The 26,657-nt window shown below is 61.0% G+C and carries 21 protein-coding genes and 2 tRNA genes; 14 read left to right on the top strand and 9 right to left on the bottom strand.

Translation table 11 applies throughout. The features are described 5' to 3' along the window. Position 1 precedes the first annotated feature (1 nt). Both G5195_RS16280 and G5195_RS16275 read right to left on the bottom strand, forming a co-directional pair. Positions 2-75: transfer RNA gene (locus G5195_RS16280), tRNA-Met, on the bottom strand. Positions 76-162: 87 nt separating this feature from the next. Continuing rightward, a tRNA-Met gene (locus G5195_RS16275) sits at positions 163-239 on the bottom strand. 196 nt (positions 240-435) lie between these two features. On the opposite strand from G5195_RS16275, the gene glgX reads away from it, so the two are divergent. Beyond that, a complete protein-coding gene (glgX, locus tag G5195_RS16270) occupies positions 436-2,499 on the top strand; it encodes a glycogen debranching protein GlgX (RefSeq protein WP_151285686.1) in 2,064 nt (687 codons plus the stop codon). A gap of 67 nt (positions 2,500-2,566) precedes the next feature. Here the strand turns inward: glgX and G5195_RS16265 are convergent, their stop codons facing one another. The 3 genes from G5195_RS16265 to G5195_RS16255 form a co-directional block, all read right to left on the bottom strand. Then, the gene (locus G5195_RS16265) at positions 2,567-3,286 is read right to left on the bottom strand and encodes a hypothetical protein (RefSeq protein WP_151285685.1); all 720 of its coding nucleotides are present in this window, start codon (positions 3,284-3,286) and stop codon (positions 2,567-2,569) included. A gap of 168 nt (positions 3,287-3,454) precedes the next feature. Further along, the gene (locus G5195_RS16260; RefSeq protein WP_216953487.1) at positions 3,455-5,092 is read right to left on the bottom strand and encodes an ATP-dependent endonuclease; all 1,638 of its coding nucleotides are present in this window, start codon (positions 5,090-5,092) and stop codon (positions 3,455-3,457) included. A 262-nt stretch (positions 5,093-5,354) separates the two neighbouring features. Continuing rightward, positions 5,355-6,233 carry a helix-turn-helix domain-containing protein gene (locus G5195_RS16255; protein ID WP_421223226.1) on the bottom strand — a complete coding sequence of 293 codons (879 nt, stop codon included), beginning with the start codon at positions 6,231-6,233 and terminating at the stop codon, positions 5,355-5,357. Positions 6,234-6,401: 168 nt separating this feature from the next. Here G5195_RS16255 and G5195_RS16250 point away from each other — a divergent pair, with 168 nt between their 5' ends. Both G5195_RS16250 and G5195_RS16245 read left to right on the top strand, forming a co-directional pair. Next, the gene (locus G5195_RS16250) at positions 6,402-7,319 is read left to right on the top strand and encodes a DMT family transporter (RefSeq protein WP_421236312.1); all 918 of its coding nucleotides are present in this window, start codon (positions 6,402-6,404) and stop codon (positions 7,317-7,319) included. Between the two features lie 69 nt (positions 7,320-7,388). Continuing rightward, positions 7,389-8,255: a LysR family transcriptional regulator gene (locus tag G5195_RS16245; protein ID WP_421223224.1), complete on the top strand. Its 867-nt coding sequence runs from the start codon at positions 7,389-7,391 to the stop codon at positions 8,253-8,255. Positions 8,256-8,331: 76 nt separating this feature from the next. Here the strand turns inward: G5195_RS16245 and G5195_RS16240 are convergent, their stop codons facing one another. The 4 genes from G5195_RS16240 to G5195_RS16225 all read right to left on the bottom strand — a co-directional run bounded on the left by G5195_RS16240 (position 8,332) and on the right by G5195_RS16225 (position 13,248). Continuing rightward, positions 8,332-9,108, bottom strand: coding sequence for a TSUP family transporter (locus G5195_RS16240; RefSeq protein WP_005333472.1), 777 nt, complete (start codon positions 9,106-9,108; stop codon positions 8,332-8,334). A 201-nt stretch (positions 9,109-9,309) separates the two neighbouring features. Next, positions 9,310-10,065, bottom strand: coding sequence for a tRNA-uridine aminocarboxypropyltransferase (locus tag G5195_RS16235; RefSeq protein ID WP_227342729.1), 756 nt, complete (start codon positions 10,063-10,065; stop codon positions 9,310-9,312). Positions 10,066-10,238: 173 nt separating this feature from the next. After that, positions 10,239-11,450 (bottom strand): ROK family transcriptional regulator, encoded by a 1,212-nt coding sequence (locus tag G5195_RS16230; RefSeq protein WP_159143801.1) that lies wholly within the window; start codon positions 11,448-11,450, stop codon positions 10,239-10,241. 130 nt (positions 11,451-11,580) lie between these two features. Further along, positions 11,581-13,248: a methyl-accepting chemotaxis protein gene (locus tag G5195_RS16225; protein ID WP_103251177.1), complete on the bottom strand. Its 1,668-nt coding sequence runs from the start codon at positions 13,246-13,248 to the stop codon at positions 11,581-11,583. A gap of 123 nt (positions 13,249-13,371) precedes the next feature. Here G5195_RS16225 and G5195_RS16220 point away from each other — a divergent pair, with 123 nt between their 5' ends. The 11 genes from G5195_RS16220 to nrfF all read left to right on the top strand — a co-directional run bounded on the left by G5195_RS16220 (position 13,372) and on the right by nrfF (position 26,594). Then, positions 13,372-13,827, top strand: a complete 456-nt coding sequence (locus tag G5195_RS16220) for a YchJ family protein (RefSeq protein ID WP_159143802.1) — start codon at positions 13,372-13,374, stop codon at positions 13,825-13,827. Between the two features lie 242 nt (positions 13,828-14,069). Then, complete coding sequence (gene glpA / locus G5195_RS16215) at positions 14,070-15,743, top strand: anaerobic glycerol-3-phosphate dehydrogenase subunit A (protein WP_150389008.1); 1,674 nt, start codon at positions 14,070-14,072, stop codon at positions 15,741-15,743. Continuing rightward, positions 15,733-16,998: a glycerol-3-phosphate dehydrogenase subunit GlpB gene (gene glpB, locus G5195_RS16210; protein ID WP_159143803.1), complete on the top strand. Its 1,266-nt coding sequence runs from the start codon at positions 15,733-15,735 to the stop codon at positions 16,996-16,998. Before glpA ends, glpB begins: the two co-directional genes overlap by 11 nt. 51 nt (positions 16,999-17,049) lie before the next feature. After that, positions 17,050-18,252, top strand: a complete 1,203-nt coding sequence (gene glpC / locus G5195_RS16205; protein WP_040069181.1) for an anaerobic glycerol-3-phosphate dehydrogenase subunit GlpC — start codon at positions 17,050-17,052, stop codon at positions 18,250-18,252. A gap of 625 nt (positions 18,253-18,877) precedes the next feature. Continuing rightward, a complete protein-coding gene (gene nrfA / locus G5195_RS16200; RefSeq protein WP_421236311.1) occupies positions 18,878-20,323 on the top strand; it encodes an ammonia-forming nitrite reductase cytochrome c552 subunit in 1,446 nt (481 codons plus the stop codon). A gap of 53 nt (positions 20,324-20,376) precedes the next feature. Further along, positions 20,377-20,976 carry a cytochrome c nitrite reductase pentaheme subunit gene (gene nrfB, locus G5195_RS16195; protein WP_236767988.1) on the top strand — a complete coding sequence of 200 codons (600 nt, stop codon included), beginning with the start codon at positions 20,377-20,379 and terminating at the stop codon, positions 20,974-20,976. Next, complete coding sequence (gene nrfC / locus G5195_RS16190) at positions 20,973-21,665, top strand: cytochrome c nitrite reductase Fe-S protein (protein ID WP_421236310.1); 693 nt, start codon at positions 20,973-20,975, stop codon at positions 21,663-21,665. The genes nrfB and nrfC overlap by 4 nt, the downstream gene beginning before the upstream one ends. An 87-nt stretch (positions 21,666-21,752) precedes the next feature. Continuing rightward, positions 21,753-22,706: a cytochrome c nitrite reductase subunit NrfD gene (nrfD, locus tag G5195_RS16185; protein ID WP_421236309.1), complete on the top strand. Its 954-nt coding sequence runs from the start codon at positions 21,753-21,755 to the stop codon at positions 22,704-22,706. A 149-nt stretch (positions 22,707-22,855) separates the two neighbouring features. Beyond that, the gene (gene nrfE / locus G5195_RS16180; protein WP_421236313.1) at positions 22,856-24,805 is read left to right on the top strand and encodes a heme lyase NrfEFG subunit NrfE; all 1,950 of its coding nucleotides are present in this window, start codon (positions 22,856-22,858) and stop codon (positions 24,803-24,805) included. Continuing rightward, positions 24,802-25,392 (top strand): DsbE family thiol:disulfide interchange protein, encoded by a 591-nt coding sequence (locus tag G5195_RS16175; RefSeq protein ID WP_236322411.1) that lies wholly within the window; start codon positions 24,802-24,804, stop codon positions 25,390-25,392. Before nrfE ends, G5195_RS16175 begins: the two co-directional genes overlap by 4 nt. Further along, positions 25,389-26,594 carry a heme lyase NrfEFG subunit NrfF gene (nrfF, locus tag G5195_RS16170; RefSeq protein WP_421223217.1) on the top strand — a complete coding sequence of 402 codons (1,206 nt, stop codon included), beginning with the start codon at positions 25,389-25,391 and terminating at the stop codon, positions 26,592-26,594. Before G5195_RS16175 ends, nrfF begins: the two co-directional genes overlap by 4 nt. Positions 26,595-26,657 lie beyond the last annotated feature (63 nt).

Here is a 26,657-nt window from a genome sequence, read left to right as displayed (position 1 = left end):
GTTGCGGGGGCCGGATTTGAACCGACGACCTTCGGGTTATGAGCCCGACGAGCTACCGAGCTGCTCCACCCCGCGTCCGAATTGTCACCCTCAAGCCGAGCAGTAGCTTGACGGCGTTTGTCTGCTTTCGACTGTTGACACAATCGCAGGCTGACGAAAAGTTGGTTGCGGGGGCCGGATTTGAACCGACGACCTTCGGGTTATGAGCCCGACGAGCTACCGAGCTGCTCCACCCCGCGTCTGAGGTCGCCAATAATAGGCGCCAGCGCACAGATTGCAAGTAAATATCTCAAAAAAAGTTTATTCGTAGATTAATCAGACAGAGAGTGAGGACATTAGCAGCATCATGCTGTTTTTTCAGGCAATAGAGTCAAAGCCACATACCAGGCACTACACTCAGTGAGATGAACACTCCTCATTTTGGGTAGGTATGATATGCGCATCTCCGCCGGTCACTGCCGTCAGTTGGGGGCGACACCCGACAACCGCGGCGTCAACTTCGCCATCTGGGCCCGCTTGGCCAGCCGGGTAGAGCTGCTGCTTTTCTCCAGTGCCGAAGATGATAGTCCCGAGGTAATTCCCCTCTCCCCCCGTTTCAACCGAACTGCCTACTACTGGCATATCCATATTGAAGGACTCCCCATCGGGCAACGCTACGCCTACCGTATCCAGGGACCATGGCGTCCCTATTGTGGCACCCGCTTTGATGGTGACAAGGTTCTGCTCGATCCCTATGGGCGCAGTATTGAACTGGGCCCCAACTATGACCGATGGGCGGCTGCACGCCCCGGCAGCAATATGGCTTGCTGCGCCAAAAATCGGGTAGTCGATACCCGCCACTACAACTGGGAAGGAGACAAACTGCCTGCTCACTCTCTCTCCCGCTCGGTGATTTACGAACTCCATCTGGGGGGGTTTACCAACTCCCCGAGCTCCGGGGTTGATCCTGCATTGCGGGGCACCTATCTTGGATTGATTGAGAAGATCCCCTATCTGCAATCTCTCGGGGTCACCGCCGTTGAACTGCTGCCGGTGTTTCAGTTCGACCCTCAGGATGCTCCCAGGGGGCTATCCAACTACTGGGGATACAGCCCCATGTCCTTTTTCGCCCCCCATGCCCAGTACGCCTGTGGCGATGATCCGCTGACCGAATTTCGCGATATGGTCAAGGCGTTGCACAGGGCCAATATCGAGGTGATCCTGGATGTGGTCTACAACCACACCGCCGAGGGGGGAGATGATGGCCCCACCTTCTCGTTTCGCGGCATCGACAACGAGGCCTACTACATCCTCGACAACAACCAGAAGGACACTAACTACTCGGGCTGTGGCAACACCTTCAACGGCGCACACCCGGTGGTACTGCGGATGATCATGGACAGCCTGCACTTCTGGCGCCAGGAGATGCACGTCGATGGCTTCCGGTTTGATCTGGCTGCCATTTTGTCGCGGGATGAATCGGGCCAGCCACAGGCCAATGCCCCGACCCTGCGCACCATAGATACCGATCCCAAGATCGCCGATATCAAGCTGATCGCCGAGGCCTGGGATGCAGGGGGGCTCTATCAGGTGGGATCACTGGCCGGCGCCCGCTGGCGTGAGTGGAACGGCCAGTTCAGGGACGACGTACGCCGGTTTCTGCGCGGGGATGACAACAGCGTCACCGCCTTTGTCGAACGGTTGTGCGGTAGCCCCGATATCTATCACTATCACCATGCAGATCCCGAGAAGAGCATCAATTTCGTCACCTGCCACGACGGCTTTACCCTGTGGGACTGGGCCAGCTACAACAACAAGCATAACGAGGCCAATGGCGAGCAGAACCGTGATGGCTGTGATCACAACTTCAGCTGGAACCACGGCCATGAAGGGGTAACGGACGATCCCCAGATCAATGCCCTGCGCACGCGCCAAGCCAAGAACATGATGGTGGCAACCCTGTTATCGGTGGGATCCCCGATGCTGTTGATGGGGGATGAACTGCTGCGCACCCAGCACGGCAACAACAACGGTTACTGTCAGGACAACGCGACCTGCTGGATGGATTGGCAACCAACTCCCCGCAGCCAGGAGATGTTCCGCTTCATGAAGGAGCTGATCCAATATCGCAAACATCTGTTCCAGCGCCCGGAGCAGGAGAGCATGCCACTGTCGCTCACCGAAATCCTGCGGCACAGCGAGATCTGCTGGCACGGAGTCAATGCCATGCAGCCAGACTTCAGTCCCCACTCCCATGCCATCGCCATGTCGGCCCTGTCAAGCGAAACCCGACTGGCCCTTTACGTACTGTTTAACGCCTACTGGGAGCCCCTCACCTTCAACCTGCCCAGCCCGCCCAAGGGAGTTGGCGGCTACTGGCGGCGGATCCTCGATACCGCCCTCCCCTCACCGCAAGATATCTGCACTTTCGGCATGCCACTGGAAGGGTTGACCAGAGAGTATCTGGCCCAGCCACGCAGCAGTTGCCTGTTTATCTGCGGGGCCGATGACTTCTATTGATTCTCGAGAGTCAGATATGAAAAAGCCCCGGGCCTTGGCTCGGGGCTTGCTCTTTTCAGTACCAGTGTCAGATCAGCTGGTACAGCACGCTGGTAGCGGCGATCTGGGCGATAAGCAGGCCACACAGGGAAGTGGAAACCACCACAGGCGCGGTATCACGCTGCAAGTAGAGCGGGCTGAACCAGAGCAGCAGGGAAGCCACCAACAAGGCAGCCTGTGTCACCACCGCCGGGATCAGATCATCGAGATTGGCTTCAGCCCCTTGCCAGCCCACCAGCACGGCCAGCCAGATAAGGCTGGCCATGGCGCCCGCCAGCGCAGCCAGCGGCAGAAGAGTATTAAACGCCTTGAGGCGGTGACGGGCTCGCAACAGCATCAGGTGAGCAAAGGCCGCTCCCAGCATCACCATCTGCAATAAACCGCTCACCCAGCCCTGCAGCTGCAGCAGCCCGAAGCCATAAACAGCGAGTGGCAACGCCGGTAGCCAGAGCAGCGTTGAGGGGACTGCACGCTTGCCCTCCAGCCGTGACTGGGCCAGCGACAAGCCGACCCCGAGCACCAGTGCGGCACCACCACTCCAGATCAGCCAACTGGCCGCCTTGGCCTCTACCGCCAGCATCAAGGAGAGCGCGGTAATGACCCAGATGGAGAAGAGCTGCTGAGTGATGCGTGAGCGCTGGCCGGGGCAGATATCACCGCGCCATAACACGATACCGAGGGCAATGAGGGCACCAAGCGCCATCAAGCCGGTAAGGGGAAAGAGCCAAAGTGGGAGTTGGACGAACATGACGCCTCCAGCAGCAAGAATTCGGGAGCGCCACCGGGGCGCCAGAGAAGAGTGGGCGAGTATACCCAAACCTGCGGCTATCCCCAATCACGACAAACAGACCGGCAAAAAATGAGCAGATGCCCCGAAGGTCATGATGCAGCCGACAGGCCCATTATCACACCGACTTCACACCTGACCGCGAGCCAGTGCCACTACCCGCGCAAACATCTGACGCAGCACGGGAGGAATATGCTCGGCACCAAGCCGCTCGGCTTCTTCCACCACCGCCAGTGCCATCCCCGGCTTGCTGCGGTGATGAATCGCCTTATTGATGATATGACTGGCACTCCACATGGCTCGTCCGCCCACCCCTGCTTCCCGCCGGAACACGGCTTCAAAACCATTGTGATAGAGGTAATGTTCAATGTCAGAGGCTGGCAACTGAGTCAACCGATCCCGTTCCCGCTCCCCTTTGAGTTGGCCCCGGGCCGAAGCAGCATACTTGAGCCCCGCCTCGTCGCCATCGGTCAACAGGTGCCACTCGATACCAAAATCCCGCGCCACCTTGATCAGCGGTGACTGGCCGCACTGGGCAAACTCGATAATCCGCACCCCTTCGGCCCGCAAACTGTAACCACAGATCTGGGCCAGCTCGGAGAGCAGCCAGATCTCGGTCTCCCCCTCCACCAGCAGCCAGCAACGGGCAAACAGCGACATGGGGCGGTTGATCCGCACGTGGAAGGCGATCTTGCGCAGATCGTCGCTGCTGTAACGCTCGCCCCCCAGCTGGTGACAGAGGATATCCTGCTGACGGCGCACCAGTCGTCGCACCTGATTGAGCGGCAGGGAAGAGAGCAGATCTCCCGAGTTGGTGGTGAGCAGCTTCTGGCCCGGCAGTTGTTCCAGCAGCCCCCACGCCAGCGCCAGCATGGTCGGGTGCAGCCGGCTCTCAGGATCCTCCAGGATCATGATGGGACGGGCCCCCTCCTCCAGCTCGCGATTGCCTCGCGCCTGCAGCAGGGTCGCCGCCATCCCGGCCATCGCCAGTTGCAGGGTGCGGTTATCGGCATGGCGCAGCAGGGTGTGCAGGTTGCCAGGATTGCGCAACGTCATGGGACGATTGATGATGTCACGCTGGCTGCGCGGTTTGTTCTTGATGGGGGCCAGAGCGTTGAAATAGTGATCCATCAGCTGGCGCACTGCTTGCAGCGCCTCCTTCAACTCCGGCTCCCCGATGCGCTGGGGTTCGTCGATCAGCTTGTCGGCCAGTTCACTGAGTCTGTGCTCCGAGAGATCTCCCCACTGCAGGGTTTCCACCCCGTTGCGGGCACTGCGAGCGTCCCGCAGCCGGAACACCGGGTTCATGGTGATCAGCAGGCTAACCAGTTCGTTAGTATTGGCAATAGGCAGGCTCTTGCCCACCCCGTCGAGAAAGTCGTGAATGGTGAGCACAGAGCCATCAGCTTGCAGCTCGGCACTGGCACGATAGTGGATGCGATGAAACTTGTCCTTGTGCAGCACCCAGGAGGCGCCAAGACGAGCCAGACGGCGAGAATGCTGGCACATTTGTGGCCTGTGCTCACTGAAGGTGAGCACCAGTTGCAGATGACGCGAAGGGGCCAGCTCGGGATCTTCCGGTTGGTGAAAATCATCGGCGGTGAACTGATAGGGCTCGGCATTTTGCCCCAGCAGACACCAGAGCGCGCGCAACAGGCTCGACTTGCCCCAGGTATTCTCGCCAATCAGCACTGTGGTGTGATCCAACCCGAGCGAAAGACGATTTATACCGCGAAAACCTTTTACTTCAATACGTTCCAGAAACATCCTGCAATGTCCACGTCACTCAGATTGAGCAATAGTGGCAAAGTTAACTGGAAAATCCTATCGGCAGCCGGGCTTTTTCAACGTGAACTGTGAGGCACTGCAGGTTCGGGAGGGGTGACGACAGCGGTGCGATCTTGCGGGGCATTCCAGTGGCTGAACCAAAGGTGACGGGTACGGATTTGACGTTTGCGATAATTCAATGGGCATTCCTTTCAATGGATAAGTGGTAGAGAGTACACCTCTTTTGCCCAAAGTCTCAGGCTTATCTGTGACGGGAAGATGACAATTGCGCCCGCCACTGCCCCGGCGTCAAACCAAACGCCTCGCGAAAACGATTACCGAAATGGGCCTGCGAAGAGAAGCCACACTGACTGGCGATGCTGGCCAGCGGCTCGGGGCCAGTCAACAGCTGCTTGGCCCGTTTGAGCCGCAGCCCCAGCAGGTAACGGTGGGGCGGGCAGCCGAGACTCTGGCCGAACATGCGGGCAAAGTGATACTCGCTCAGCCCCGCCTGCTGAGCCAGCTCTGCCAGCGTGACCGAATCGGCCAGATGGGCCTGCAGATACTCCTGCACCCGCTTGATCACCACGGGCGCCAGCCCGCCGCGCAGAGGCGGCAGACCGGGAGCCTCCTCGGTGTGGTGGCGATAGGCGTGGAGGATCAACATCCAGGCGCCGTGGGAGAGTGCCAACCGATCGACCCCGTGCTGCCACTGAAGCTGCATCAACTGGCGCTGCACCAGCGAAGCCGCCTGCGGATCGTCGATAAAGGTCTTGTCCACCAGTTGCAGGTGGCGCCCCTCCTTGTCACACACCTCCTCGGCGATACGGGTGAGGTGAGCCGGGGTGAAGTAGAGATGAAAGAAGCGAAACTCTTCGCGCACCAGCCACTCGGATCTGTGGTGATCCGGCATGATGCACACCTTGCCGGTGCCGCCGTGGCCACCCGGCCCATCGAGTCGCTCGGTCTGCTCGCCTCCTTGCAGATAGACGCTCAGGGTGTGGTGGCCCGGCTTGTGATAGCGGGTCTGGTCATAGCAGTTGCGCCAACTGGCGACGCCAAGCCCGGGTTCGAGCCAGCAAGCGTCGTCCAGCCGGGCGCCGGTGCTGACCAGAGCATCAAATACCCCTGCTGTTTTCATTCGCCCCTGCCGCCTGTTCCGGTGTAAGTGTTATGTCGCTGCCACCCATCTTACCGACCGCGCCCGCAGATGACAGCGCAGGGCGATGAAAAACCGCAAGATGGTGCAATCCAGCCATCAGGGCTTGCCCCATAGTGGGTCATCTCTCCCTGACTCACCGGAACAGTGATGAACCTGATGCTCTATCTTGCCACCGTGCTTATCTGGGGCAGCACCTGGATTGCCATCGCCTGGCAACTTGGCCCCATCCCCATCGAGGTGTCGGTGCTCTACCGCTTCCTGCTGGCTGCGGTGGCACTGTTTGCCCTGCTCACCGCCAGCGGCCGCTTTCCGCGCCTGCCGTGGCATGGCCAGCGCTATGCGGCGCTGCTCGGTGCCCTGCTCTTTTCCACCAATTTTCTCTGTTTCTACCACGCCACCCGCTATATCCCGAGCGGCATGTCGGCGGTGATCTTTGCCAGTGCCAGCATCTTCAACGGCCTCAACCTCTGGCTGTTCGAGAACAAGCGCCCCACCCTGCGCTGGCTGCAAGGCTCCTTGCTGGGGCTCTTTGGCACCCTGCTGCTGTTCTGGCCGGTGCTGGCGGATGCGCAACTGGGTGCAAACGGCTGGAAGGGGCTGCTGCTCGCCTGCGGCGGCACCCTCTGCTTTTCGCTGGGCAATCTGGTCTCGGCACGGGGCCAACGCCATGGCTACCACGTACTGCAACTGGTGCCCTGGGGCATGGTTTACGGCGTGGTGCTGTTGCTGGGCTGGGTCATATTGCTAGGCCAACAGCTGGTGGTGCCGACCGATGGCCACTATCTGGCGGCCATGGTCTATCTCGCCCTGTTTGGCTCGGTGATCGCTTTTACCGCCTACCTGACCCTGGTGGGGCGCATCGGTGCCAGCAAGGCCTCCTACGCCACCGTGCTCTTTCCATTGGTGGCGCTTACCCTCTCCACCTTCTATGAAGGCTTTGTCTGGCAGCCGGTCTCGGTGGCCGGAGTGGTGGTGAGCCTGATCGGCAATCTGGTGATCTTCGCGCCGCCCTTGAGCGAATGGCGCATTCGACCGGCCAAGGCAGCAAACGACCCTTGCTCCTGAGCCAGTCAGCCCCTAAGGTAGCGCTGATCAATCTGTGACGATCCTGATGGCGACAAACAAGGGGGCGAGATGTTACTGGAAGGGCTGGAGACGCTGAGCCTGCTGGCGAGCGAAGGGACCATGGCCAAGGTGGCCAGTCGCCTCTATATCAGCCAGTCGGCGGTGAGCAAGCGGATTGCCCAGCTGGAGCAGCGCCTCGGCAAGAAGCTGATCGAGCCGGAGGGGCGCCAGATCCGCCTCACCCCGCAGGCCAAGGAGCTGCTGGAACGAGTTGCCCCGAGTCTGGCCGAAATGAAGGGGGTGCTTGCCGATAGTCAGGATCTGGCGGATCAGAGCCCCCTCCCCATTGCCTGCTCCGAAACCCTGCTGGCCGGTTATCTCTCCCACTTCATGCGCGACTATATGGAGCGCGATCCCCACCTTGCCCTCTCTACCCACCACACTCCGGTCATTCTGGCGCGGGTGCGCAGCGGTGATGCCCTGCTCGGCATCTGCGCCGGTCGGCTCCCACCCGGCCATGGCCTCGGCGCCGATCTGCTGCTTGAGGAGCCCTTTTATCTGGTGGGCGAGGGGCAGCAGAGCCTGCCACCAGCCAGCGCAGAAAGCAGGCGCAAGATCCTCACCATGGATCTGGAGAACCCCTCCAACCGCTACCTTCGCGAACCGCTGGCAGATATGGGATTGGAGCCCGCCATGGAGCTCGACTCCTATCTGGCGCTCATCGAACTCGCCAAGGCAGGCATTGGCCCTGTGCTGCTCCCCGCTGGCCTGCTGGGGCTGGTGGGAGAACAGGGGGAGATGGCGCGCCCACTACCCGGGCTGGGCCGTCCCCTGCATCTGGTCTACCGGCCAAACAGCCTAAAGCGCGAGCGCATTGCCAGGCTGGTGAGCGCCCTGCACCAACACTTTCGCCACCGCAGCGACACGCCGCGCTAGCCGTGTAAAACACCTGATATGACAACGGGGCCCAAGGGCCCCGTTAACAATTGCGATGCGGCAAGCAAGGCGCACATCAGATCCAGGCAAACAGCTCGGGATACTGGCTCCAGACCAGCTTGGCAGACATCAGCAGGGAGACGGTCACCAGCAGCGGCTTGATCAGCTTCACCCCTTTTTTCAGCACCATCTTGGAGCCGAAGCGGGCGCCGATAAACTGCCCCAGCGCCATGCAGAAGCCGACACTCCACACCACCTTGCCACCGAGCGCAAAGAACAGCAGGGAGGCGATATTCGAGGTGAAGTTGAGCAGCTTGGTATGGGCGGTGGCGCGCGCCATGCCAAAGCCCGCCAGCGCCACAAAACCGATGGCAAAAAACGAACCTGTGCCCGGCCCGAAGAAGCCGTCATAAAAGCCGACCCCGCCCCCCACCAGCAGCGCAAACAGCATGGGAGTCAGACGGCGGGAGCTCTCGGCATCGCTTACCCGCGGCGAGAAGTAGAAGTAGCAGGCAAAGGCCATCAGCAGGAAAGGGAGCAGGCGCTCGAGAATGGCGGCGTCTATGGTCTGCACCGCCAGCGTGCCGATGGCCGCACCGATAAAGGTGCAGATCACCGCAGGCCAGATCATGGCCCACTCCAGCAGCCCCTTGCGGGCATAGAACCAGGTGGCGGAGAAGGAGCCAAAACTGCTCTGCAGCTTGTTGGTGCCGAGCACCAGCGCGGGCGGCATGCCGGTGGCGAGCAACGCTGGCACCGTCAGCAGACCGCCGCCACCGGCGATGGCATCGATAAAGCCGGCGACAAGCGCTACACCGAACAGGGCAAACAGGGTAACCAGTTCCAATTCCATCCATAGACCTCACGAGAGTGGGTTGCCCTAAGGGGTTGGGCAACCGGAGAACACCAAAACGACGTTGTGCGGGGAGCACAGGCTGTCCGCTATCCTAGCGGGCCACTGACCATGAATCTAACGAAACAGTGGCAGCCAATTGATTCCTGATTTTCATTAATTTGAGCGGCCACGCCCCTGCCCCAACCCTCAGAGGGCCCGTTACAGCGCGGGTGACGGGACTTCCGCTTCCTTGATGGCCGCCAGCGCCTCACATAGATGATCCTCATCGGCACCGGGGAAACGGCTGACCCGACCGGCCATGTAGCGGCTGCTGAACAGATTGAACCAGTGCTGCAGTGCCTGCCCCGCCTTGAGCTCTCCCGCCACTTCCAGCACGCAGGCCGCCACTTCGGCGGTGCAGAGGTGCTCCTCGCTGTTGGCCACCCGCATGCCGTAGGTGGAGAGCGCATCGGGTTTGATGGCAAGCACCGGAAAACCGTCCAGGTAGGGGCTCTTGTTGAACATCTTGCGCGCCTCCGGCCAGGTGCCATCGAGCAGGATAAAGAGCGGTTTTTTACCCGGTGTCAGCGTCACCTCGCCGGTCAGGCGGGCAGGCTCCTTCTCGCAAGCGGGAAAGACCACATAGGGCTGCCAGGTGGGATCGGCCAGCAGGGCCAGCAGCTCGGGATGGGGTTGGGTGCGTGACCAGAGAAACGCCCAGGTGGTATCCGGTAACACATCGGCGATGAGGCGACCGGTGTTGGAGGGCTTCATCGGCTCGCTGTCATACATCAGCAGGCAAAAGCCCGCCTCCGCTTTGAGCTCGGGGCGCCACTCGCAGGCACACCAATCCTCGCGCAGCTGACAGGCCGGACAGCGGGCCAAGGTGCCGCCACGGGCAAGAAACGGTCGGGTAGAGATACTCTTGCGCCAGGCCCGCAGGCGGTTGACGGCGTGATCAGGAACAGGCTTCATCTAGGTTCACAACTGGAGTCAAAACAGGAACGGCAGCGGTGCCAACATGTCATGGCGCCACAGGGCGCGATAACAGGGGGCTGCCGGAAAAGCGCAAGATTGTACCGAGTTACGCGCTGGCGGAACAGCAATCCCTGCCCCTTTCGCCAGACGCAGTGCCAACTCCTCTTGTCTTACGACTCCTGACAGCTGCGCAGCAGCTCCAGCAACAGGCTGCCATCGCGCAGTGCCTTGTGCACCTGCACCGAGGTGGGCTTGGTAGGATCTTCGTAGAAGTGGGTGGATTCGATCTGCAGCCGAACCAGATATTCGGCGGGCAACTGGCTGGCCAGCGACTGGTGCAGCATGGGGAACAGCAGCCGATCGGCACGGGTGATCTCGCCCCCCAGCAGCAGCTTGCCCGGATTGAGCAGGCAGATGAGGTTGGATAGCACCTTGGAGAGGCGGCCCGCCGCCTGATGGAGAATATCCTGACAGAGGCTGTTGCCCGCCAGCGCCAGCTCGCACAGCTCGCGGATGGTAACGCTCTCGGGCAAGTCGTGCTCCTGCATCCGCTCGCGCAGATCCCGGTATTGCGCCTCCAGCGCCTGATTGGTCACCAGGGTACAGGCGCAGCCAAAGCCGCCGCAGTAGCAGCGCTGGCCATAGGGCTCGAGCTGCAGGTGGCTGAGATCACCGAGCAGCGCATTCTCGCTCTCGATAAGCTGGCCATTGACCACCATGCCAACCCCGATGTCGTTGTGGACAAACACCAGCACCGCATCGGCGCAATTTTTGGCGGCCCCCCACTCCCGCTCTGCCTGGATCCAGGTGCGCACATCACCACTCACCAACACAGGTACCGAGAACACCTCCTGCAAGGTCGGCCCCAACGGCCAGTTGCGTAGATCGTAGAAGGGGAAGTGTTTGACCATGCCGGAGTGGCGCTCCACCTGACCCGGCAGGCAGAGGGCGATGCAGGCCAGACTGAGGGACTTTCTCGGCAAGAACCCCTGGATCGCATGTACTAAGCTGCCCAGCAGGTCGTTACGCTCAAGCTCGGTAAAGAGATGGCGATGGCGGGCCAGGGAGCGGCCTGAAAAGTCGAACAGCGCCATATCCACGTAACCACGACCAAGACGCATGGAGAGAAACTGGAAGCGGCGCTCGTTAATACGCAGCAGGGTCTGACGACGGCCGCGCCCCACCGAACTTTCACCACAGGTGACCACCAGACCCCCATCGAGCAGTTCCCTGGTGATCTTGGTGATACTGGCTGGCGAGAGGCCGGTCAGGCGGGAGAGATCGGTGCGCGACAGCTCCTTGTGCTCCTCCAGACTGGCATAGACCAGGCCATAGTTGAGCTGACGGATCAAATCGATACTGCCTTTCACGATCTCATTCATAGGGTATGGATTAAGGGCTGAAACTGGGGCCACCGATTTTCACACATTATTGCTCGATCCCCAAATAAAGCGCGGTCTGAACCGGGGTTCAGACCGCATTGTTGAGTGAATATCACCGAGATGGTCGGGCTCAATAACGGAACTGGGAGACCAGTTTGCGCAATTTGTCACCGGTATTGGCCAGATCGCGGGTGGTGCTATTGGACTCCATGGCTGCGTCGGTCAGCTCGCTGACTATCTGCTGAATGGCTACCAGGTTCTTGTTGATCTCCTCGGAGACCGCGTGCTGCTCTTCGGCAGCGGTAGCGATCTGAATATTCATGTCGTTGATGGTACTGACCGCCATCACCATGCTGTCGAGGGAGCTGGCAATATGGCTCGCCTCCTGCACTGTCTCCTGACTGCGATCCTCGCTCGCCTGCATCACATCCACCGCCTGCTTCACCCCCCCTTGCAAGCGCTGGAGCATCTCATTGATCTCCTTGGTGCTCTGCTGGGTACGACCGGCCAGCGAACGCACCTCGTCCGCCACCACCGCAAAACCGCGGCCCTGCTCGCCCGCCCGAGCAGCCTCGATCGCCGCATTCAGCGCCAACAGGTTGGTCTGTTCGGCAATGCCGCGAATAACCTCGACCACAGAACCAATCTTGGCGGTCTCTTGGGCCAACTGTGCGATGACGCCAGCCGCGGTATGCACCTCCCCCACCAGTCGGTTGATGCTGTTGATAGCCGTGCTGACCACACCACGAGCGGCGTCCGATTCACGGGCTGCATCACTGGTTGCCGTCGCCGCGTTGGAGGCACTGGCCGCCACCTCCTGGGCAGTGGAGCTCATCTCGGTCACCGCAGTCACCACCTGATCGGTTTCCCGGCTATGGCCATGCATCTGCTGGTCATAGTGCTCGCTCAGATGGTGCAGCTTGTCAACAGCGGTGAAGAGATGGTTACTGGTCTCGCCAACCTGACTCACCACCGACTGGATCCGCTCGACAAAGCGGTTGAAGGCGCTGGCCAGCTGGCCAATTTCATCGTCGCTCTGCACCTTGAGGCGCTGGGTGAGATCCCCGTCACCATTGGCAATATCGTTCAATGCCAGCACGGCATCAGCCAGCGGCTTGGTAACCCGATTCCCCACGATCACGGTCGCCGCCAGGGTGACACCCAGGATCAGCAAGATCACCAGCACACTGCTCTGCAGCGACTCGTGCATATTGCTTTCGCGCTCGGCGCGCAGGGCCGCCAGCTCGTTGTCGATGTCATCGATATAGAAACCGGTACCGATAACCCACTGGTATTTGTCGAGCGCAATGTTGTAGGCGAGCTTGGGAGCATCACGACCAATGGAAGGTTTGGCCGTCCAGTACTCGGCAAAGCCATCCCCCTGACGGGCCACCTTGATAATGTCCTGGATCAGCAACTTGCCCTTGGCATCCTTGTCGTTCCAGCGATTTTTTCCCTCCAGCTCGGCACGGGTAGGCAGCAATATAGTGTTGCCCTCAAAGTCATAGACAAAGAAATAGCCATCGCTGCCGTAACGCAACGGCCTGAGCAGCTCTTTGACCTTCTGACGATTTTCCGGAGAATCCGGCTGTGCATAAACGGCATCGACGGCGGTTTTGGCCATCATGATGTAACTGCTGAGCAGCGCTTTACGCTCCTTGATGGCATTCTCCCTCGCCACCACCAGCTCAGACTCCAGGTCGCTCTTGGAGACCATGTAGTTACTGAGATTGACCACCAGGGCCATCAGCAGCACGGGTACTGCACCCAATAACAGGATTTTCTGTTTTAGCGTCATCTTTCACATCCTTGCAGCTGTTTTTATTGGAATTCCTTGCTTACCCATCAGTATAGGTGCTGGCAGGGCGAGCCCAGCTTTCGTTACAATTCCCTTAAACAAATCGGCCAGAACGTGAAAATCATGAATCTTTGTCCTTGCGGCTCAACCCTTTCTCTCGAATTGTGCTGTGGCTTACGTCACAGTGGCGCGGTGGCTGACACCCCGGAGCAGCTGATGCGCTCGCGCTACAGTGCTTTTGTGCTTGGTCTGGGGGAGTATCTGGTCTATAGCTGGCACCCGGCCCACCTTGGCAGCCTCACCGCCGAAGAGCTTTCACGCATCGACACCCGCTGGGATGGTCTAGAGATCATCGCCAGCCAGGGCGGCTCGGAGGAGGAAACCGGGATGGTGGAGTTCAAAGCCTGGTTTCTGGAGGGGGATGAGCGCCACTGCCTCCATGAGCGCTCCCGCTTCGTGCGTTATCAGGGCCGCTGGGTCTACACCGAGGGAGAGCAGGATCCGGCGCCCCTCAAGGCGGGGCGCAACGATCCCTGCCCCTGTGGCAGCGGCAAAAAGCACAAGAAGTGCTGCGGCTGACCCCTAACACACCCACCAGACTCGTCAAACAGTGACAAGGGGCATCCGATGCCCCTTTTTTGTGCCTGTTATTCGCCACCAGCCCACAAACCGATGCGTTAACAAGCGTGACAAATGTCACACAATGCTCATTAACGCGCGAGCAAATGAGCGTTTGCGAGCGCAAATTTGGCCCATATCAAACATTTCCACTCAGAAGTAGGCCACACTGGCCTCATCTGGAAGAGATGAGACGGGCAACAATGAAAAGAATAACTACACAAGTCGTCATCATAGGCGGCGGTGCCACAGGGGCCGGCATCATGCGCGATTGCGCACTGCGCGGCATCGACTGCATCCTGCTCGAGCGCGATGATATCGCCGCCGGCACCACCGGCCGCAACCACGGCCTGCTCCATTCCGGTGCCCGCTACGCGGTGACGGATCAGGAGTCCGCCCGCGAATGCATCCAGGAAAACCGCATCCTCAAGCGGATTGCCAGCCACTGTGTCGAAGACACGGGCGGCCTCTTCCTCACCCTGCCGGAAGATGACATCAATTTCCAAACCACCTTTATGGATGCCTGCGCCCTGGCCGGTATCGAAACCCGCCAGCTCGATCCCGGTGAAGCCCTGCGCATGGAGCCCAACGCCAACCCGGCGATGATCGGCGCCATCCATGTGCCGGACGGCACGGTCGACCCGTTCCGCCTCGCCGCTGCCAACGTGTTGGACGCTAAAGAGCACGGCGCCCGCATCTTCACCCACAGCAAGGTGCTGGGGCTCTTGCGCACTCAGGATCGGGTACACGGGGTCAAGGCGATCAACACCCGCACCGGCGAAGCGTTCGAGGTGGAGTGTCAGGAGGTGATCAACGCCGCTGGCATCTGGGGCCAGCAAATTTGCGAATATGCCGATCTCGGCATCCGCATGTTCCCGGCCAAGGGCTCCCTGCTCATCATGGATTACCGCATCAACCAGTTGGTGCTCAACCGCGCCCGCAAACCGGCGGATGCGGACATTCTGGTGCCGGGCGACACCATCTCCCTCATCGGCACCACCTCCAGTCGCATCGATTACAACAAGATTGACCAGCTCACCGTCGAACCCGAAGAGGTCGAAGTGTTGCTGCGCGAAGGTATCAAGCTTGCTCCCATCATGGCCCGCACCCGCCTGCTGCGCGCCTACGCCGGGGTGCGCCCGCTGGTAGCGGTGGACGGTGACGACACCGGCCGCAACATCAGTCGCGGTATCGTGCTGCTGGATCACGCCGAGCGCGATGGTCTCAAGGGGTTCAACACCATCACCGGCGGCAAGCTGATGACCTACCGCCTGATGGCGGAGTGGGCCACCGATCTGCTGGCCAAGAAACTCGGTAACAGCAAACCCTGCCAGACCGCCGAACTGAGCCTGCCCGGCTCGCGGGATCCGGAGAAGGTCTCCGCCCCCGGTCTCTCGGTGCCGGTCGAAGGCTCCGCCCAATACCGCCACGGCGAGCGGGTCATCGCCTTCTTCCGTGACAATCCCAAGGCCAACGCCCTTATCTGCGAGTGCGAAATGGTCACCGCGGGCGAAATCGAATACGCCCTGCGCGAGCTCGATGTGGACAACCTCATCGATCTGCGCCGCCGCACCCGTCTGGGCATGGGCCCCTGTCAGGGGGAGCTCTGCGCCTACCGCGCCGCCGGACTGATGCAGGAGTACGGCAAGGCCGACGGTCGCCAGGCCTGCGTCATGCTGCGCCAGTTCCTCGAGGAGCGTTACAAGGGAACCCGCCCCGTCCTGTGGGGCGATGCCTTGCGCGAGGCCGAATTCACCTACTGGATCTACGAAGGGCTGTTTGGCCTGGGGGAATGGACGGCGCCACAGCTGGTCGCCGATACCCCACGCGACCCAACCAGCGAGACCACTCACAAGGAGAGCCGTCATGAAGTTTGACAATATCGTTATCGGCGGTGGCATGGCGGGACTCTCGGCTGCCCTGCGGCTGGTGGAGGCGGGCCAGAAGACCCTGCTGATGGCCTCCGGCCAGAGTGCCCTGCACTTCTCCTCCGGCTCGGTAGATCTGCTCGAAAGCGAGGGGGATCCCCGCGCTGCGCTGCCTGCCTTTATGGCAGCCCATCCGGATCACCCCTACAGCAAGGTGGGGATGCAAAATATCGAAGCGAGTCTGGCCGATCTGCAGCGCCACTGCGCCGAGCAGGGATTGCCGCTGGTTCGCCACGACACCAATCACCAGCGCCTGACTCCCATCGGTACCCTCAAGCGCACCTGGCTCTCCCCCGATACCTGTGCCTGCGTCACCGATGCGCCGATCCCGGATGTACTGCTGCTGGCCACTCTCGAAGGCTTTCGCGACTTTCATCCGGCACTGGCGGCGGCCAATCTGGCGACCCATCCGCGCTTCGCCCACTGCCGCATTCTGACTGGCGAGATCCGCCTGCCCCAGCTGGCCGAATTCAGCCGCAATCCCCATGAGTTTCGCTCTGCCGACATCGCGCGCCTGTGTGACAAGCACCATCTGGTGGCCGATTTGGCCAGCGAGATCAGTCGAATGGTGCAGGAGAGCGGCGTGCCCGACTGCCGCCATATCGTGCTACCAGCCTGCCTGTCGCTGGGGCTGGTTGGCCCGCGTCTGGCGGAGCTGGAGCAACGTACCGGCTGCACCATCAAGGAGGTGGCGACCATGCCGCCGTCGCTGATCGGGATGCGGATGCAGGAGGCGCTCAAGCGCCGCTTCATGGCCCTTGGCGGCACTTTCCTCACCAGCGAGCGGGTGCTGGGCGCCCGTTACGAGGGGGATCGGGTGGTCGGCGTACACACCCAGAATGGCGATGATCAGCTGTTTGAAGCGGACAACTTCGTGCTCGCCTCCGGCAGCTTCTTTAGCCGCGGTCTGGAGTCCCGTCTGCGCGGCATTCGCGAACCCATCTTCGATGCCGATGTGCTGAGTCTGGAGGAGCGCGACGCCTGGGCCGGTCGTCGCCTGTTCGACCACCACCCCTTTATGGGTTTCGGAGTCAAGACCGACGACAAGCTGCGTGTGCTGCGTGGCGGCAAGCCGCTCGCCAACCTCTACGGCGCCGGCAGCGTGCTGGCTCACTATGACCCCATCAAGGAGGGGTCAGGTTCAGGTGTCGCCGTTGCCACCGGCTGGCAGGCCGCCGGCCATATTCTGGGCGCCGCCCAATGATTTATTTGTCCCATATCCCGTGCCTTCACACCCTACGGGAGGAGAACTGACATGCTACTGGATCACGCCAACCAAACTTTCGATCAGTGCATCAAATGCACCGTCTGTACCGCCTACTGCCCGGTGGCCAAGGCCAACCCCGCCTACCCCGGCCCGAAACAGGCGGGCCCGGATGGCGAGCGGCTGCGCATCAAGAGCCCCGAGCTGTTCGATAGCGCCCTCAAGCACTGCACCAACTGCAAACGCTGCGAAGTAGCCTGCCCGAGCGGAGTGCGCATCGGCGACATCATCGCCAAGGCCAAGCATCAGTACAGCGGTTTCAAACCGGGGATCCGCGAGTTCGTGCTCTCTCACACCGATCTGATGGGCAGCATGTCTACCCTGATGGCCCCGGTGGTCAACTTCACCACCGGCCTCAAGCCGATGAAGCTGGTGCTGGACAAGGCGCTGGGGGTCTCATCCCACCGCGATCTGCCCAAATACTCCCAGGGCACCTTCCGCGGCTGGTACAAGAAGCAAAAAGAAGCGCAGGCCCGTTATGAGCGCCAAATAGCCTATTTCCACGGCTGCTATGTCAACTACAACCATCCTCAGCTTGGCAAGGAGCTGGTGCAGGTGCTCAACGCCATGAACATCGGCGTGCAGTTGCTGGAGCGGGAGAAGTGCTGTGGCGTGCCGCTCATTGCCAACGGCTTCATGGACAAGGCCAAGCAGCAGGCGGCCTTCAACATCAAGCAGATGGAGAACTCCCTGCTGGGCAACGAGATGCCGCTGCTGGCCACCTCCTCCACCTGTGGCTTTACCCTGCGCGATGAATATCCCCACCTGCTGGAGCAGGACAACCACAAGGTGAGGGATCGCATCTCACTGGTGACCCGCTTCCTGTGGAACGAGTTCTACAAGGGCAACAAACCGGCGATGAAGCCGCTCAATCTGCACATCGCCTACCACACCCCCTGCCACATGGAAAAAATGGGGGGCGTCATCTACACCCTCGAATTGCTGCGCGCCATTCCCGGGGTCAAGGTGACTGTACTGGAGTCCCAGTGCTGCGGCATCGCCGGCACCTACGGCTTCAAATCCGAAAACTACCAGACCAGCCAGACCATTGGCGAGGGGCTGTTTGATCAAATCAACCGCCTCTCCCCCGATCTGGTGATCACCGATTGCGAGACCTGCAAATGGCAGATCGAGATGAGCACCAGCTTCCGCTGCGAGCATCCCATTCATCTGCTGGCCCAGGCTCTGGCATAAGATGAGCGTGACCATATCCGCTGGTGTAAACCCCGAAGCCGGGGTATTCGTTGGTTCACCACCATGCCTTTGGGGCTGCAACCCAAACAGTATCTGATCACGATAAGACCTGAGAGGAGCCGGCATTGCCGGCTTCTCTCATTGATGTTGCCGACCATCTCGCCCATCGGCGGAACGCCCGGCCCGTACAGACTGTAACCGACAGCCCTCTCAAAAAAAAGAATATTTATTCATTTATTATTTTTATACCCATAAATAGATAATTGATATGACAGATAACCCTGCATGCCTTGCCAAATAACACAGGCATACCTCAGGTGTCGCTCCGTCCCGCCACAGAGACTCATTACAATTCCAATATTCTGACTTTCTTAATAATTTAACCGGGATCTCATTTCTGTCTGTTGGTGCTCTCGGTAATTGATCTAGCGCAAGCCCCCCTCTGATAAATCATCATTCTTTTTACCCATTTGGTAATATCCAACTCGAGCAATCGCATAAAAACATGGGTTTTATTCACTAATAACAATGAAGCGGCCTGCCTGCTCCTGCTTGGCGGGGGCGAACCAATGCCCACATCCAGGATGGAACTGTCAGGTCTGGCAATGAGATCGATTAGGGAGTGATGATCGTGAGTTCACGCAACAGACAGATCAAGCTGGGCCTCGCCGCCCTGCTGCTGACTACCAGCCTTGGCACCAGCGGCTGGGCACAGGCAGCCGATGACACGCAACCCAAAGGCAAGATCGAGGCGCGCAGCGAGCTGTTCGCCAAGGATCACGCCGATCAGTTCACCAGCTGGCAAGCCACCAGCGAAAGCAAGGAACGCACCGATGCGCTGGCGGAAGATCCCAACATGGTGGTGCTGTGGGGCGGTTACCCCTTTTCCAAGGATTACAACAAGCCGCGCGGTCACTTCTATGCCCTGACCGATGTGCGCGAAACCCTGCGCACCGGCGCCCCGAAAACAGCCGAAGATGGCCCCCTGCCCATGGCCTGCTGGAGCTGCAAAGGCCCGGATGTGGCCCGCGTCATCGACGAGCAGGGTGAGGATGGCTACTTCAAGGGGATGTGGGCCAAGGGCGGGCCGGAAGTAGTCAACACCATCGGCTGCGCCGACTGCCACGACACTGCCTCGAAGGAGTTCAAGGAGGGCAAACCTGCCCTGCACCTCTCCCGTCCCTATGCCGAGCGGGCCATGACCGCCATCGGCAAGCCGTTCAAGGAGCAGGGGCGCTTTGATCAGCAGTCCCAGGTGTGCGGCCAGTGCCACGTGGAATACTACTTCAGCGGCCCCACCAAGGCGGTCAAATTCCCCTGGGACAAGGGCACCACGGTTGAGCAGATGGAGGCCTATTACGATGATATCGGCTTTGCCGACTGGACTCATGCCCTCTCCAAAACCCCCATGCTGAAAGCCCAGCATCCCGAGTACGAAACCTGGCGCGCCGGCATTCACGGCCAGAACAACGTCGCCTGTGTCGACTGCCACATGCCCAAGGTGCAGAACGAGCAGGGCAAGGTCTACACGGATCACAAAGTGGGGAACCCCTTTGATCGCTTCGAGCAGACCTGCCGCAACTGCCACACCCAGAGCAAGGAGATGCTGCAGGGGATTGTCAAGCAGCGCAAAGAGGCGGTGATCGAAACCAAGCTGAAGGTCGAGAAGCAGCTGGTACACGCCCACTTTGAAGCCAAGGCGGCCTGGGATGCCGGCGCCACCGAGGCAGAGATGAAGGATATTCTGCAGGACATCCGTCACGCCCAGTGGCGCTGGGACTACGCCATCGCCTCCCACGGGGTGCAGATGCACGCCCCCGAAGTGGCCCTCAAGGTACTTGGCAGCGCGCTGGATAAAGCCGCTGACGCCCGCACCAAGCTGGCACGCCTGTTGGCCAGCAAGGGGATCAGCCACGAAATCGCCATCCCCGACATCTCCACCAAGGAGAAAGCGCAAGCGGCCCTTGGCATGGATATGAAGCAGTTCAACAGCGACAAGGCCCAGTTTCTCAAGACCACGGTCCCCGCCTGGGATGCCGAGGCCAAAGCGGCCGGACGGCTGGCACAGTAACGGCGCCTGCAGGCCCGGCGCCAAGTCGGGCCCGCAGCGGATGGAGGCTTCCTATGGGTGATTTAACGATGGATTTTTTACGACTGATGCTGATGGCAGCCATGCTGCTCACCAGCCTGCAGGGTCAGGCGGCCGAGCCGGCAGCAGCCCCTGTTCCAGCTACACATGAGGTGGAATTTTTACGCAATCCCGACAAGGCCTGCACCGACTGTCACAAGGAGCAGAGCGAGGGAATGCACGGCAAGCATGGTCAGGCGACCAATCCCAACAACCTGGCACCTGTCACCTGCACCAACTGCCACGGCCAGCCCTCCCCTCAGCACAGGGAAGGGGTCAAAGATGTTATGCGCTTTAGCCACAGCCTTAAGGATAAAGAGAGCATCAAGCTTTATCCCATCAGCGAGCAGAATGGAGTCTGCATGAGTTGCCACGAGCCCAAAGTGCTTCGCGAGGCGCTCTGGGCCCACGACGTGCACGCCACCAAGCTCACCTGCACCAGCTGCCACCAGTTGCATCCGGCCAAGGAGCCCATGGTGGGGATCCCGGAAAAATCCCGCATCAAGCTCTGCGTCGACTGCCACAGCAAGCAGCATGAGGCCAGCAAGGCCCGGCAGGAGCAGTCCAAACCGGCTACCGGCAAGGAGGCATCATGAGCTGCTCTCGCCGTGACTTTATGGCGGGCATGGGCGCGGGGGCCCTTATCATGATGACGGGGACTGCTCGTGCCAACACCCGCTCCCTTGCCACCCCCCTCGCCCACAGCCAGACCATCGACGGGATCCGCTATGGCATGATCTACGATGAGACGGCCTGCATCGGCTGCACCGCCTGCATGGACGCCTGCCGGGAGGTCAACAAAGTGCCGAAAGGGGTCTCGCGCCTCGAGATCATCCGTTCAGGCCCCATCGGTGAATTTCCCGACGCCGAGTACCGCTTCTTTCGCAAATCGTGCCAGCACTGCGACAACGCCCCCTGCGTGCATGTCTGCCCCACCGGCGCCTCCCATATCCGCAAGGAGGATGGCATCGTCGATGTCGACGCGGATCTCTGCGTCGGCTGCATGTATTGCCTCGCTGCCTGCCCCTATCAGGTGCGCTTTATCAACCCGGTCACCCGAGTGGCAGACAAGTGCGACTTTTGCCGCAAGACCAACCTGGCGGCGGGCAAGGAGCCGGCGTGCGTGGAATCCTGCCCCACCAAGGCGCTGGTGTTCGGCAATCTGGATGACCCGGACAGCCCCATCGCCAAACGGCTGGTGAAGGAAACCACCTATCGCTACAAGCAGGCACTCGGCACCTCGCCCAAGATGTACCGCGTGCCCAAAGGGGAGATAACGTCATGACGATGCAAGCGGCATTTCACTTACCTTCCCTCGTGTGGGGATTTGTCCGATCGCCATCTACCGAAGCAACAGAAGGAGGAATGGATCATGTTGCATGACGCATTTCACTTCCCTTCACTTGTCTGGGACTGGCCCATCGCCATCTACCTGTTCCTGCTCGGCATCTCCGCCGGAGCCACCACCCTCTCGGTGCTGCTGCGCCGCAAGGGGGCAGGCAGCGAGAGCGGCATCATCAAGGCGACCGCCATTCTGGCGCCAGCGAGCGTGATATTGGGGCTGCTGATCCTTATCTTCCATCTGGCCCGCCCCTGGACCTTCTGGAAGCTGATGTTCCACTACCAGTTCGACTCAGTGATGTCGATGGGGGTCATGCTGTTTCAGCTCTATATGGCGGTGCTGTTCGCCTGGCTGGCGGTGGTGTTTCGCGCCGAGATCGAAACCCTGCGCCACCGGTTGCTGAAAGAGAAGTTCGCTTTTGTGGATGGGCTGATTGGCTGGCTTGCCCGCATCGAGCGGCTGCTGGCCCCGCTGTTGCTGCTGCTCGCTGTGCTGCTGGGGGCCTACACCGGCTTTCTGCTGTCAGCCCTCAAGACCTATCCGCTGTTGAACAACCCGGTACTGCCGGTGCTGTTTCTGGTCTCGGGCATCAGCTCAGGTATCGCCTCCACCATCTTGCTGGCGGTGACGCTCTTCAAGGAGAACCATCACAGCCAGGGGGTGAGCTTTGTTCACCGCTTCGAGCGGCCGGTGCTGGTGATGGAGGTGTTGCTGCTGGTCTGCTTCTTTACCGGCCTCTACTTCGGTGGCGGTCAGAAAGAGGTGGCCATGTGGGCCGCCATCGGCAGCGGCTTCTGGGCTCAGGTGTTCTGGCTCGGGGTGGTGGGGATCGGCATGCTACTGCCCCAGCTGCTGGCCCTGCTGACCCCGGCGCCCCTGCGGGAGCGAAACGGCCATCTGGTGCTGGTCTGCAGCTTGACCTTGGTGGGGATCCTGCTGCTGCGCTACTTCGTGCTCTATGCCGGCCAGATGACGGTCGTATAACGGTATGATCACTAGCGCCAGCCGCCCTCGGGTGACTGGCGCTTATTTGTTGCGATTGGTTGTTGCCAAGAATGTGGATGTTATCCCCCAGCGCCGGTACAGCACAGACGCTGCGGCATAACATAGACGAATGATTGACTGGAGGTTATGTGCTGGCGGAGCTCGGCTATCTCTCACTGTTGCTGGCGACCGGGCTCGCCCTGCTGCAAGGGCTGCTGCCCTGGCTGGGATTGCGGCTCGCCTCACGCCCGCAGCTCGGCTGCGCAAAACCGCTGGCCCTCTTGGTCGCGCTCCTGCTGTTGGCCGCCCTGCTGCTGCTCGCCAGCTGCTTTGCCCAGGATGATTTCACCGTCAGCTATGTGGCCCAGCACGCCAACAGCGCCCTGCCGCTGGGCTTCAAGCTGGCGGCGGTATGGGGGGGCCATGAAGGCTCCATGCTCTTTTTCGTCTTTGCGTTGGGGCTGTGGGGCGCCCTGGTGGCCCTTTGCTCCAAGCGGGTCGATCCGCTGATCACAGCTCGAGTACTGGCCATCATGGGGCTGATCGTCGGGCTGTTCGGTCTCTATACCCTGATCTTCTCCAGCCCGTTTGACCGCCAGTTCCCGGGACCGCTGGAGGGGCGCGACCTCAACCCCATGCTGCAGGATATCGGCCTTATCATCCACCCGCCCCTGCTCTATCTCGGTTACGTCGGCTTTGCGGTCAACTTCGCCTTCGCCATGGCGGCGCTCCATTCGGGCAGACTGGATGGCGCCGTGGCCCACTGGAGCCGCCCCTGGGCGCTCGGCTCCTGGGTGTTTCTCACCGCCGGCATCGTGCTGGGCTCCTGGTGGGCCTACTACGAGCTCGGCTGGGGCGGCTGGTGGTTCTGGGATCCGGTAGAAAACGCCTCCCTCTTGCCCTGGCTGCTGGGCACTGCCCTGCTGCACGCCCTGATTGTCTGCGAGAAGCGCGGCACCTATAGTCACGCCGTGCTGTTGCTCTCCATCTTCACCTTCGCCTTGAGCCTGCTCGGCACCTTCGTGGTGCGCTCCGGGGTACTCACCTCGGTGCACGCCTTTGCGGTGGACCCCAGCCGCGGCCTCACCCTCTTGTTGCTGCTCGGTTTGCTATTGACCTGCGCCCTCACCCTGTTTGCCCTGCGCGCAGACATTCGCGCCCCCTATGCCCGCTTTGGCTTGCTGTCAAAAGAGGGGCTGCTCGGCACCGTCATCCTGCTGCTCTGCGTGGCCTGCGCCAGCGTGCTGCTCGGCACCTTCTATCCCATGGTGTTCCAGTCGCTCCATCTGGGCTCGCTCTCGGTGGGCGCCCCCTATTTCAATTCCATCTTCGTGCCGCTGGCCCTCTGCCTGATGGCGCTGATGACCCAGCTGCCGCGCCTGCGCTGGCGGGAGCTTGCGGCAGTTTCCCGGCTCAACTCCCTGTTGCCGCCGCTGTTTGGCCTGCTTGGCGGCGGGCTGCTTAGCCTTGCCTATTTGGAACAGGGATCGTTTTCCGGTAGCTGGATTGGCATCCTCGCCAATATGGTGAGCCTCTGGCTGATGGCCAGCCTGCTGCTCCCGCTCTTGCAACCGACGTCGCTGCGCGAGCTCACCCTCAATCGGCTCGGCAGCTTGCTCACCCACCTCGGGGTGGCGGTGTGCGCCCTTGGCATCGCGCAAGTGAGCCACCACAGTCAGGAGGGGGGCACTGTGCTAAGTGCCAACCAGCCCTACCAGCTCGGTGCCTTCGAGTTTCGCTATGAGGGGCGCGAGCCGGTGATCGGCCCCAACTATACCGCTGAGCGGATCACGCTTAGCGTGCACAAGAATGGTAAAGATGTGGCGCGGCTGACGCCGGAGCGGCGCCACTACAGCGTTCGCACCATGAACATGAACGAGCCGGGCATCGCGTGGGGAATGCTCGGCGATCTCTACGTGGTGCTGGGTGAGAAGATGGGGCCAGATGCCTATGCCATGCGGCTGCACTACAAGCCGCTGGTACGCTGGATCTGGTTCGGTGGCCTGTTGATGATGACAGGCGGCACCCTGCGTCTGCTCGCCCGTCGCCCCGTTGCGGTTAGCGCCTCCCATCCCCGGCTCGAACAGGAGGCGTTATGAGATCCCGCCTGCGCCTCTTTCTTCCACTGCTGCTGACCCTGAGCCTCGGCATCCTGCTCTGGCTCGGCCTTGGCAACAATCCCTATAGCCAGGATGAGGCAACGCTCGGACGTACCCTGCCTGCGTGGCAGAGCGACAATCTGCTGGATGGGAGTCGGATCCAGACCGCCAGCCTCAAAGGTGAGCCCTTTGTGCTTAACGTCTGGGCCAGCTGGTGCGTCAACTGCCGCGCCGAGCATCCGTTGCTCAGCGAGCTCGCGGGCACAGTGCCCCTCTATGGTCTCAACTACCGGGACAAAGGGGATGCGGCCCGCGCCTGGCTTATCCAGGCGGGCAACCCCTATCGCGCTGTGCTGGCCGACCCTGACGGCAAACTGGCCCTTGAGCTCGGCGTCTACGGCACGCCGGAAACCTATCTGTTTGATACCGATGGTGCCCTGCTCGCCCGCCATACCGGCGAGCTTACCAAAGGGATCTGGCAACGTCAGTTTGCCCCCCTGCTCGACCAGGCGCGAACGGACGCACAGATAAAGGCCGCCACTACTGCACCAGCTATTGCAATATCAGCTCGGGAGACACAGCCATGATGTGCCGTTCTCTTGCTTGCGCCCTGCTGGCCCTCGGCATGCAGCTGAGTGCAACTGCATATTCCAGCGGGGTCGATACCTATCAGTTTCGCCACCCCGAGCTGCAGACCCGCGCTCAGGAAGTGGCCCGCGCCCTGCGCTGCCCCCAGTGCCAGAACCAGAACCTGGTGGAGTCCAACTCCCCCATCGCGCGGGATCTGCGGCTAGAGGTCTACCGCTGGGTGGATGAGGGACAATCTGATGAGCAGGTTATCGCCCGCATGACGGAGCGCTTCGGTGATTTCGTCCGCTACGATCCCCCCTTCAAGGCCAGCACGGCTCTGCTGTGGGGTGGTCCCCTGCTGCTGTTGGGGCTGGCGCTGTTGATCCTGTTTCGCCGCCTGACACGCACAAAGGCGCAACCCATCCCTGTCGTTAAGGCAATCGATGAGTCAATCCATCAACCCGCGGCCGATCCGCGCAGCGAATTGAATCTGTTGATCATGCGTGGAGAACAAGTGGGCCTCTCCCCAGACCAGCCACTCTACATGGAGCTGAGCGCCGCCCGCCTGGCCAGCGCCATCCCGGCGGCTGAGCTGGCCCTGCGCGCGCAACTGGCCAACCAGCATGACAATCGCAGCCGCAATAACCGGCACGGGCGGACCTTGTTGCTGCTTGGCATCATGGCATGCGTAGCCGTTGCCGCTGTCTATCTCAGCAGCGGCCGTTATCAGGCATGGCAGGATTATGCATCCCGTCCCGATCCGCTGGCGGGGTTGAGCCCGCGGGATCTGCAGGACAAGGAGCTGGGGAGTCTGCATCAGAAACTTCAGCGCAATCCTGCCGATCTCGACAGCTGGGCGGCGCTCGGCCAGCTCTATCTCTATCGGGGTGAATATGACAACGCCCTGCTCGCCTACCAACGTCTCGCTCTGCTGGAGGGGGGCGCCAGCGCGGCGACTCAAGCCGCCCAAGCCACCGTGCTCTACTATCAGGCGGGCCAGCTGCTGACTCCCGAGGCAACCCGCCTGCTGGAGAGTGCCCTCAAGCAGGACGCGGGGGAAGTGAGCGCCCTGATGCTGCTCGCCTCCGATCACTTCCTGCATGGTCGCTACAGCCAGGCCATTGCGCTGTGGCAGCAACTGCTCGATGAAGAGCGCCCCCGCATCAACCGGGCCGCGCTGATCGAGGCGATCCAGACGGCAAGCATAATGGGCGGGTAACCCCTTGATTGAAGGAGGGTAATCGTGGTGATATGGCGCCGCGACCACGCAAGTGGCTCAGCA

The organism is Aeromonas sp. 601039 (genome assembly GCF_049174415.1).
Taxonomy (GTDB): Bacteria; Pseudomonadota; Gammaproteobacteria; order Enterobacterales; family Aeromonadaceae; genus Aeromonas; species Aeromonas veronii_A.
The sequence above is the reverse complement of the archived record's forward strand: the minus strand, read 5'-3'. Positions and strand labels throughout refer to the sequence as shown.

Coding starts and splice junctions, on each gene's coding strand:
- nrfA (WP_421236311.1), top strand. CDS start 18,878: ATGATCGTGAGTTCACGCAACAGACAGATCAAGCTGGGCCTCGCCGCC.
- nrfD (WP_421236309.1), top strand. CDS start 21,753: ATGTTGCATGACGCATTTCACTTCCCTTCACTTGTCTGGGACTGGCCC.
- nrfF (WP_421223217.1), top strand. CDS start 25,389: ATGATGTGCCGTTCTCTTGCTTGCGCCCTGCTGGCCCTCGGCATGCAG.
- glpA (WP_150389008.1), top strand. CDS start 14,070: ATGAAAAGAATAACTACACAAGTCGTCATCATAGGCGGCGGTGCCACA.
- G5195_RS16175 (WP_236322411.1), top strand. CDS start 24,802: ATGAGATCCCGCCTGCGCCTCTTTCTTCCACTGCTGCTGACCCTGAGC.
- glpB (WP_159143803.1), top strand. CDS start 15,733: ATGAAGTTTGACAATATCGTTATCGGCGGTGGCATGGCGGGACTCTCG.
- glpC (WP_040069181.1), top strand. CDS start 17,050: ATGCTACTGGATCACGCCAACCAAACTTTCGATCAGTGCATCAAATGC.
- G5195_RS16250 (WP_421236312.1), top strand. CDS start 6,402: ATGAACCTGATGCTCTATCTTGCCACCGTGCTTATCTGGGGCAGCACC.
- G5195_RS16255 (WP_421223226.1), bottom strand. CDS start 6,233: ATGAAAACAGCAGGGGTATTTGATGCTCTGGTCAGCACCGGCGCCCGG.
- G5195_RS16240 (WP_005333472.1), bottom strand. CDS start 9,108: ATGGAATTGGAACTGGTTACCCTGTTTGCCCTGTTCGGTGTAGCGCTT.
- G5195_RS16220 (WP_159143802.1), top strand. CDS start 13,372: ATGAATCTTTGTCCTTGCGGCTCAACCCTTTCTCTCGAATTGTGCTGT.
- nrfC (WP_421236310.1), top strand. CDS start 20,973: ATGAGCTGCTCTCGCCGTGACTTTATGGCGGGCATGGGCGCGGGGGCC.
- G5195_RS16245 (WP_421223224.1), top strand. CDS start 7,389: ATGTTACTGGAAGGGCTGGAGACGCTGAGCCTGCTGGCGAGCGAAGGG.
- G5195_RS16235 (WP_227342729.1), bottom strand. CDS start 10,065: ATGAAGCCTGTTCCTGATCACGCCGTCAACCGCCTGCGGGCCTGGCGC.
- G5195_RS16230 (WP_159143801.1), bottom strand. CDS start 11,450: ATGAATGAGATCGTGAAAGGCAGTATCGATTTGATCCGTCAGCTCAAC.
- glgX (WP_151285686.1), top strand. CDS start 436: ATGCGCATCTCCGCCGGTCACTGCCGTCAGTTGGGGGCGACACCCGAC.
- nrfB (WP_236767988.1), top strand. CDS start 20,377: ATGGGTGATTTAACGATGGATTTTTTACGACTGATGCTGATGGCAGCC.
- G5195_RS16265 (WP_151285685.1), bottom strand. CDS start 3,286: ATGTTCGTCCAACTCCCACTTTGGCTCTTTCCCCTTACCGGCTTGATG.
- G5195_RS16260 (WP_216953487.1), bottom strand. CDS start 5,092: ATGTTTCTGGAACGTATTGAAGTAAAAGGTTTTCGCGGTATAAATCGT.
- G5195_RS16225 (WP_103251177.1), bottom strand. CDS start 13,248: ATGACGCTAAAACAGAAAATCCTGTTATTGGGTGCAGTACCCGTGCTG.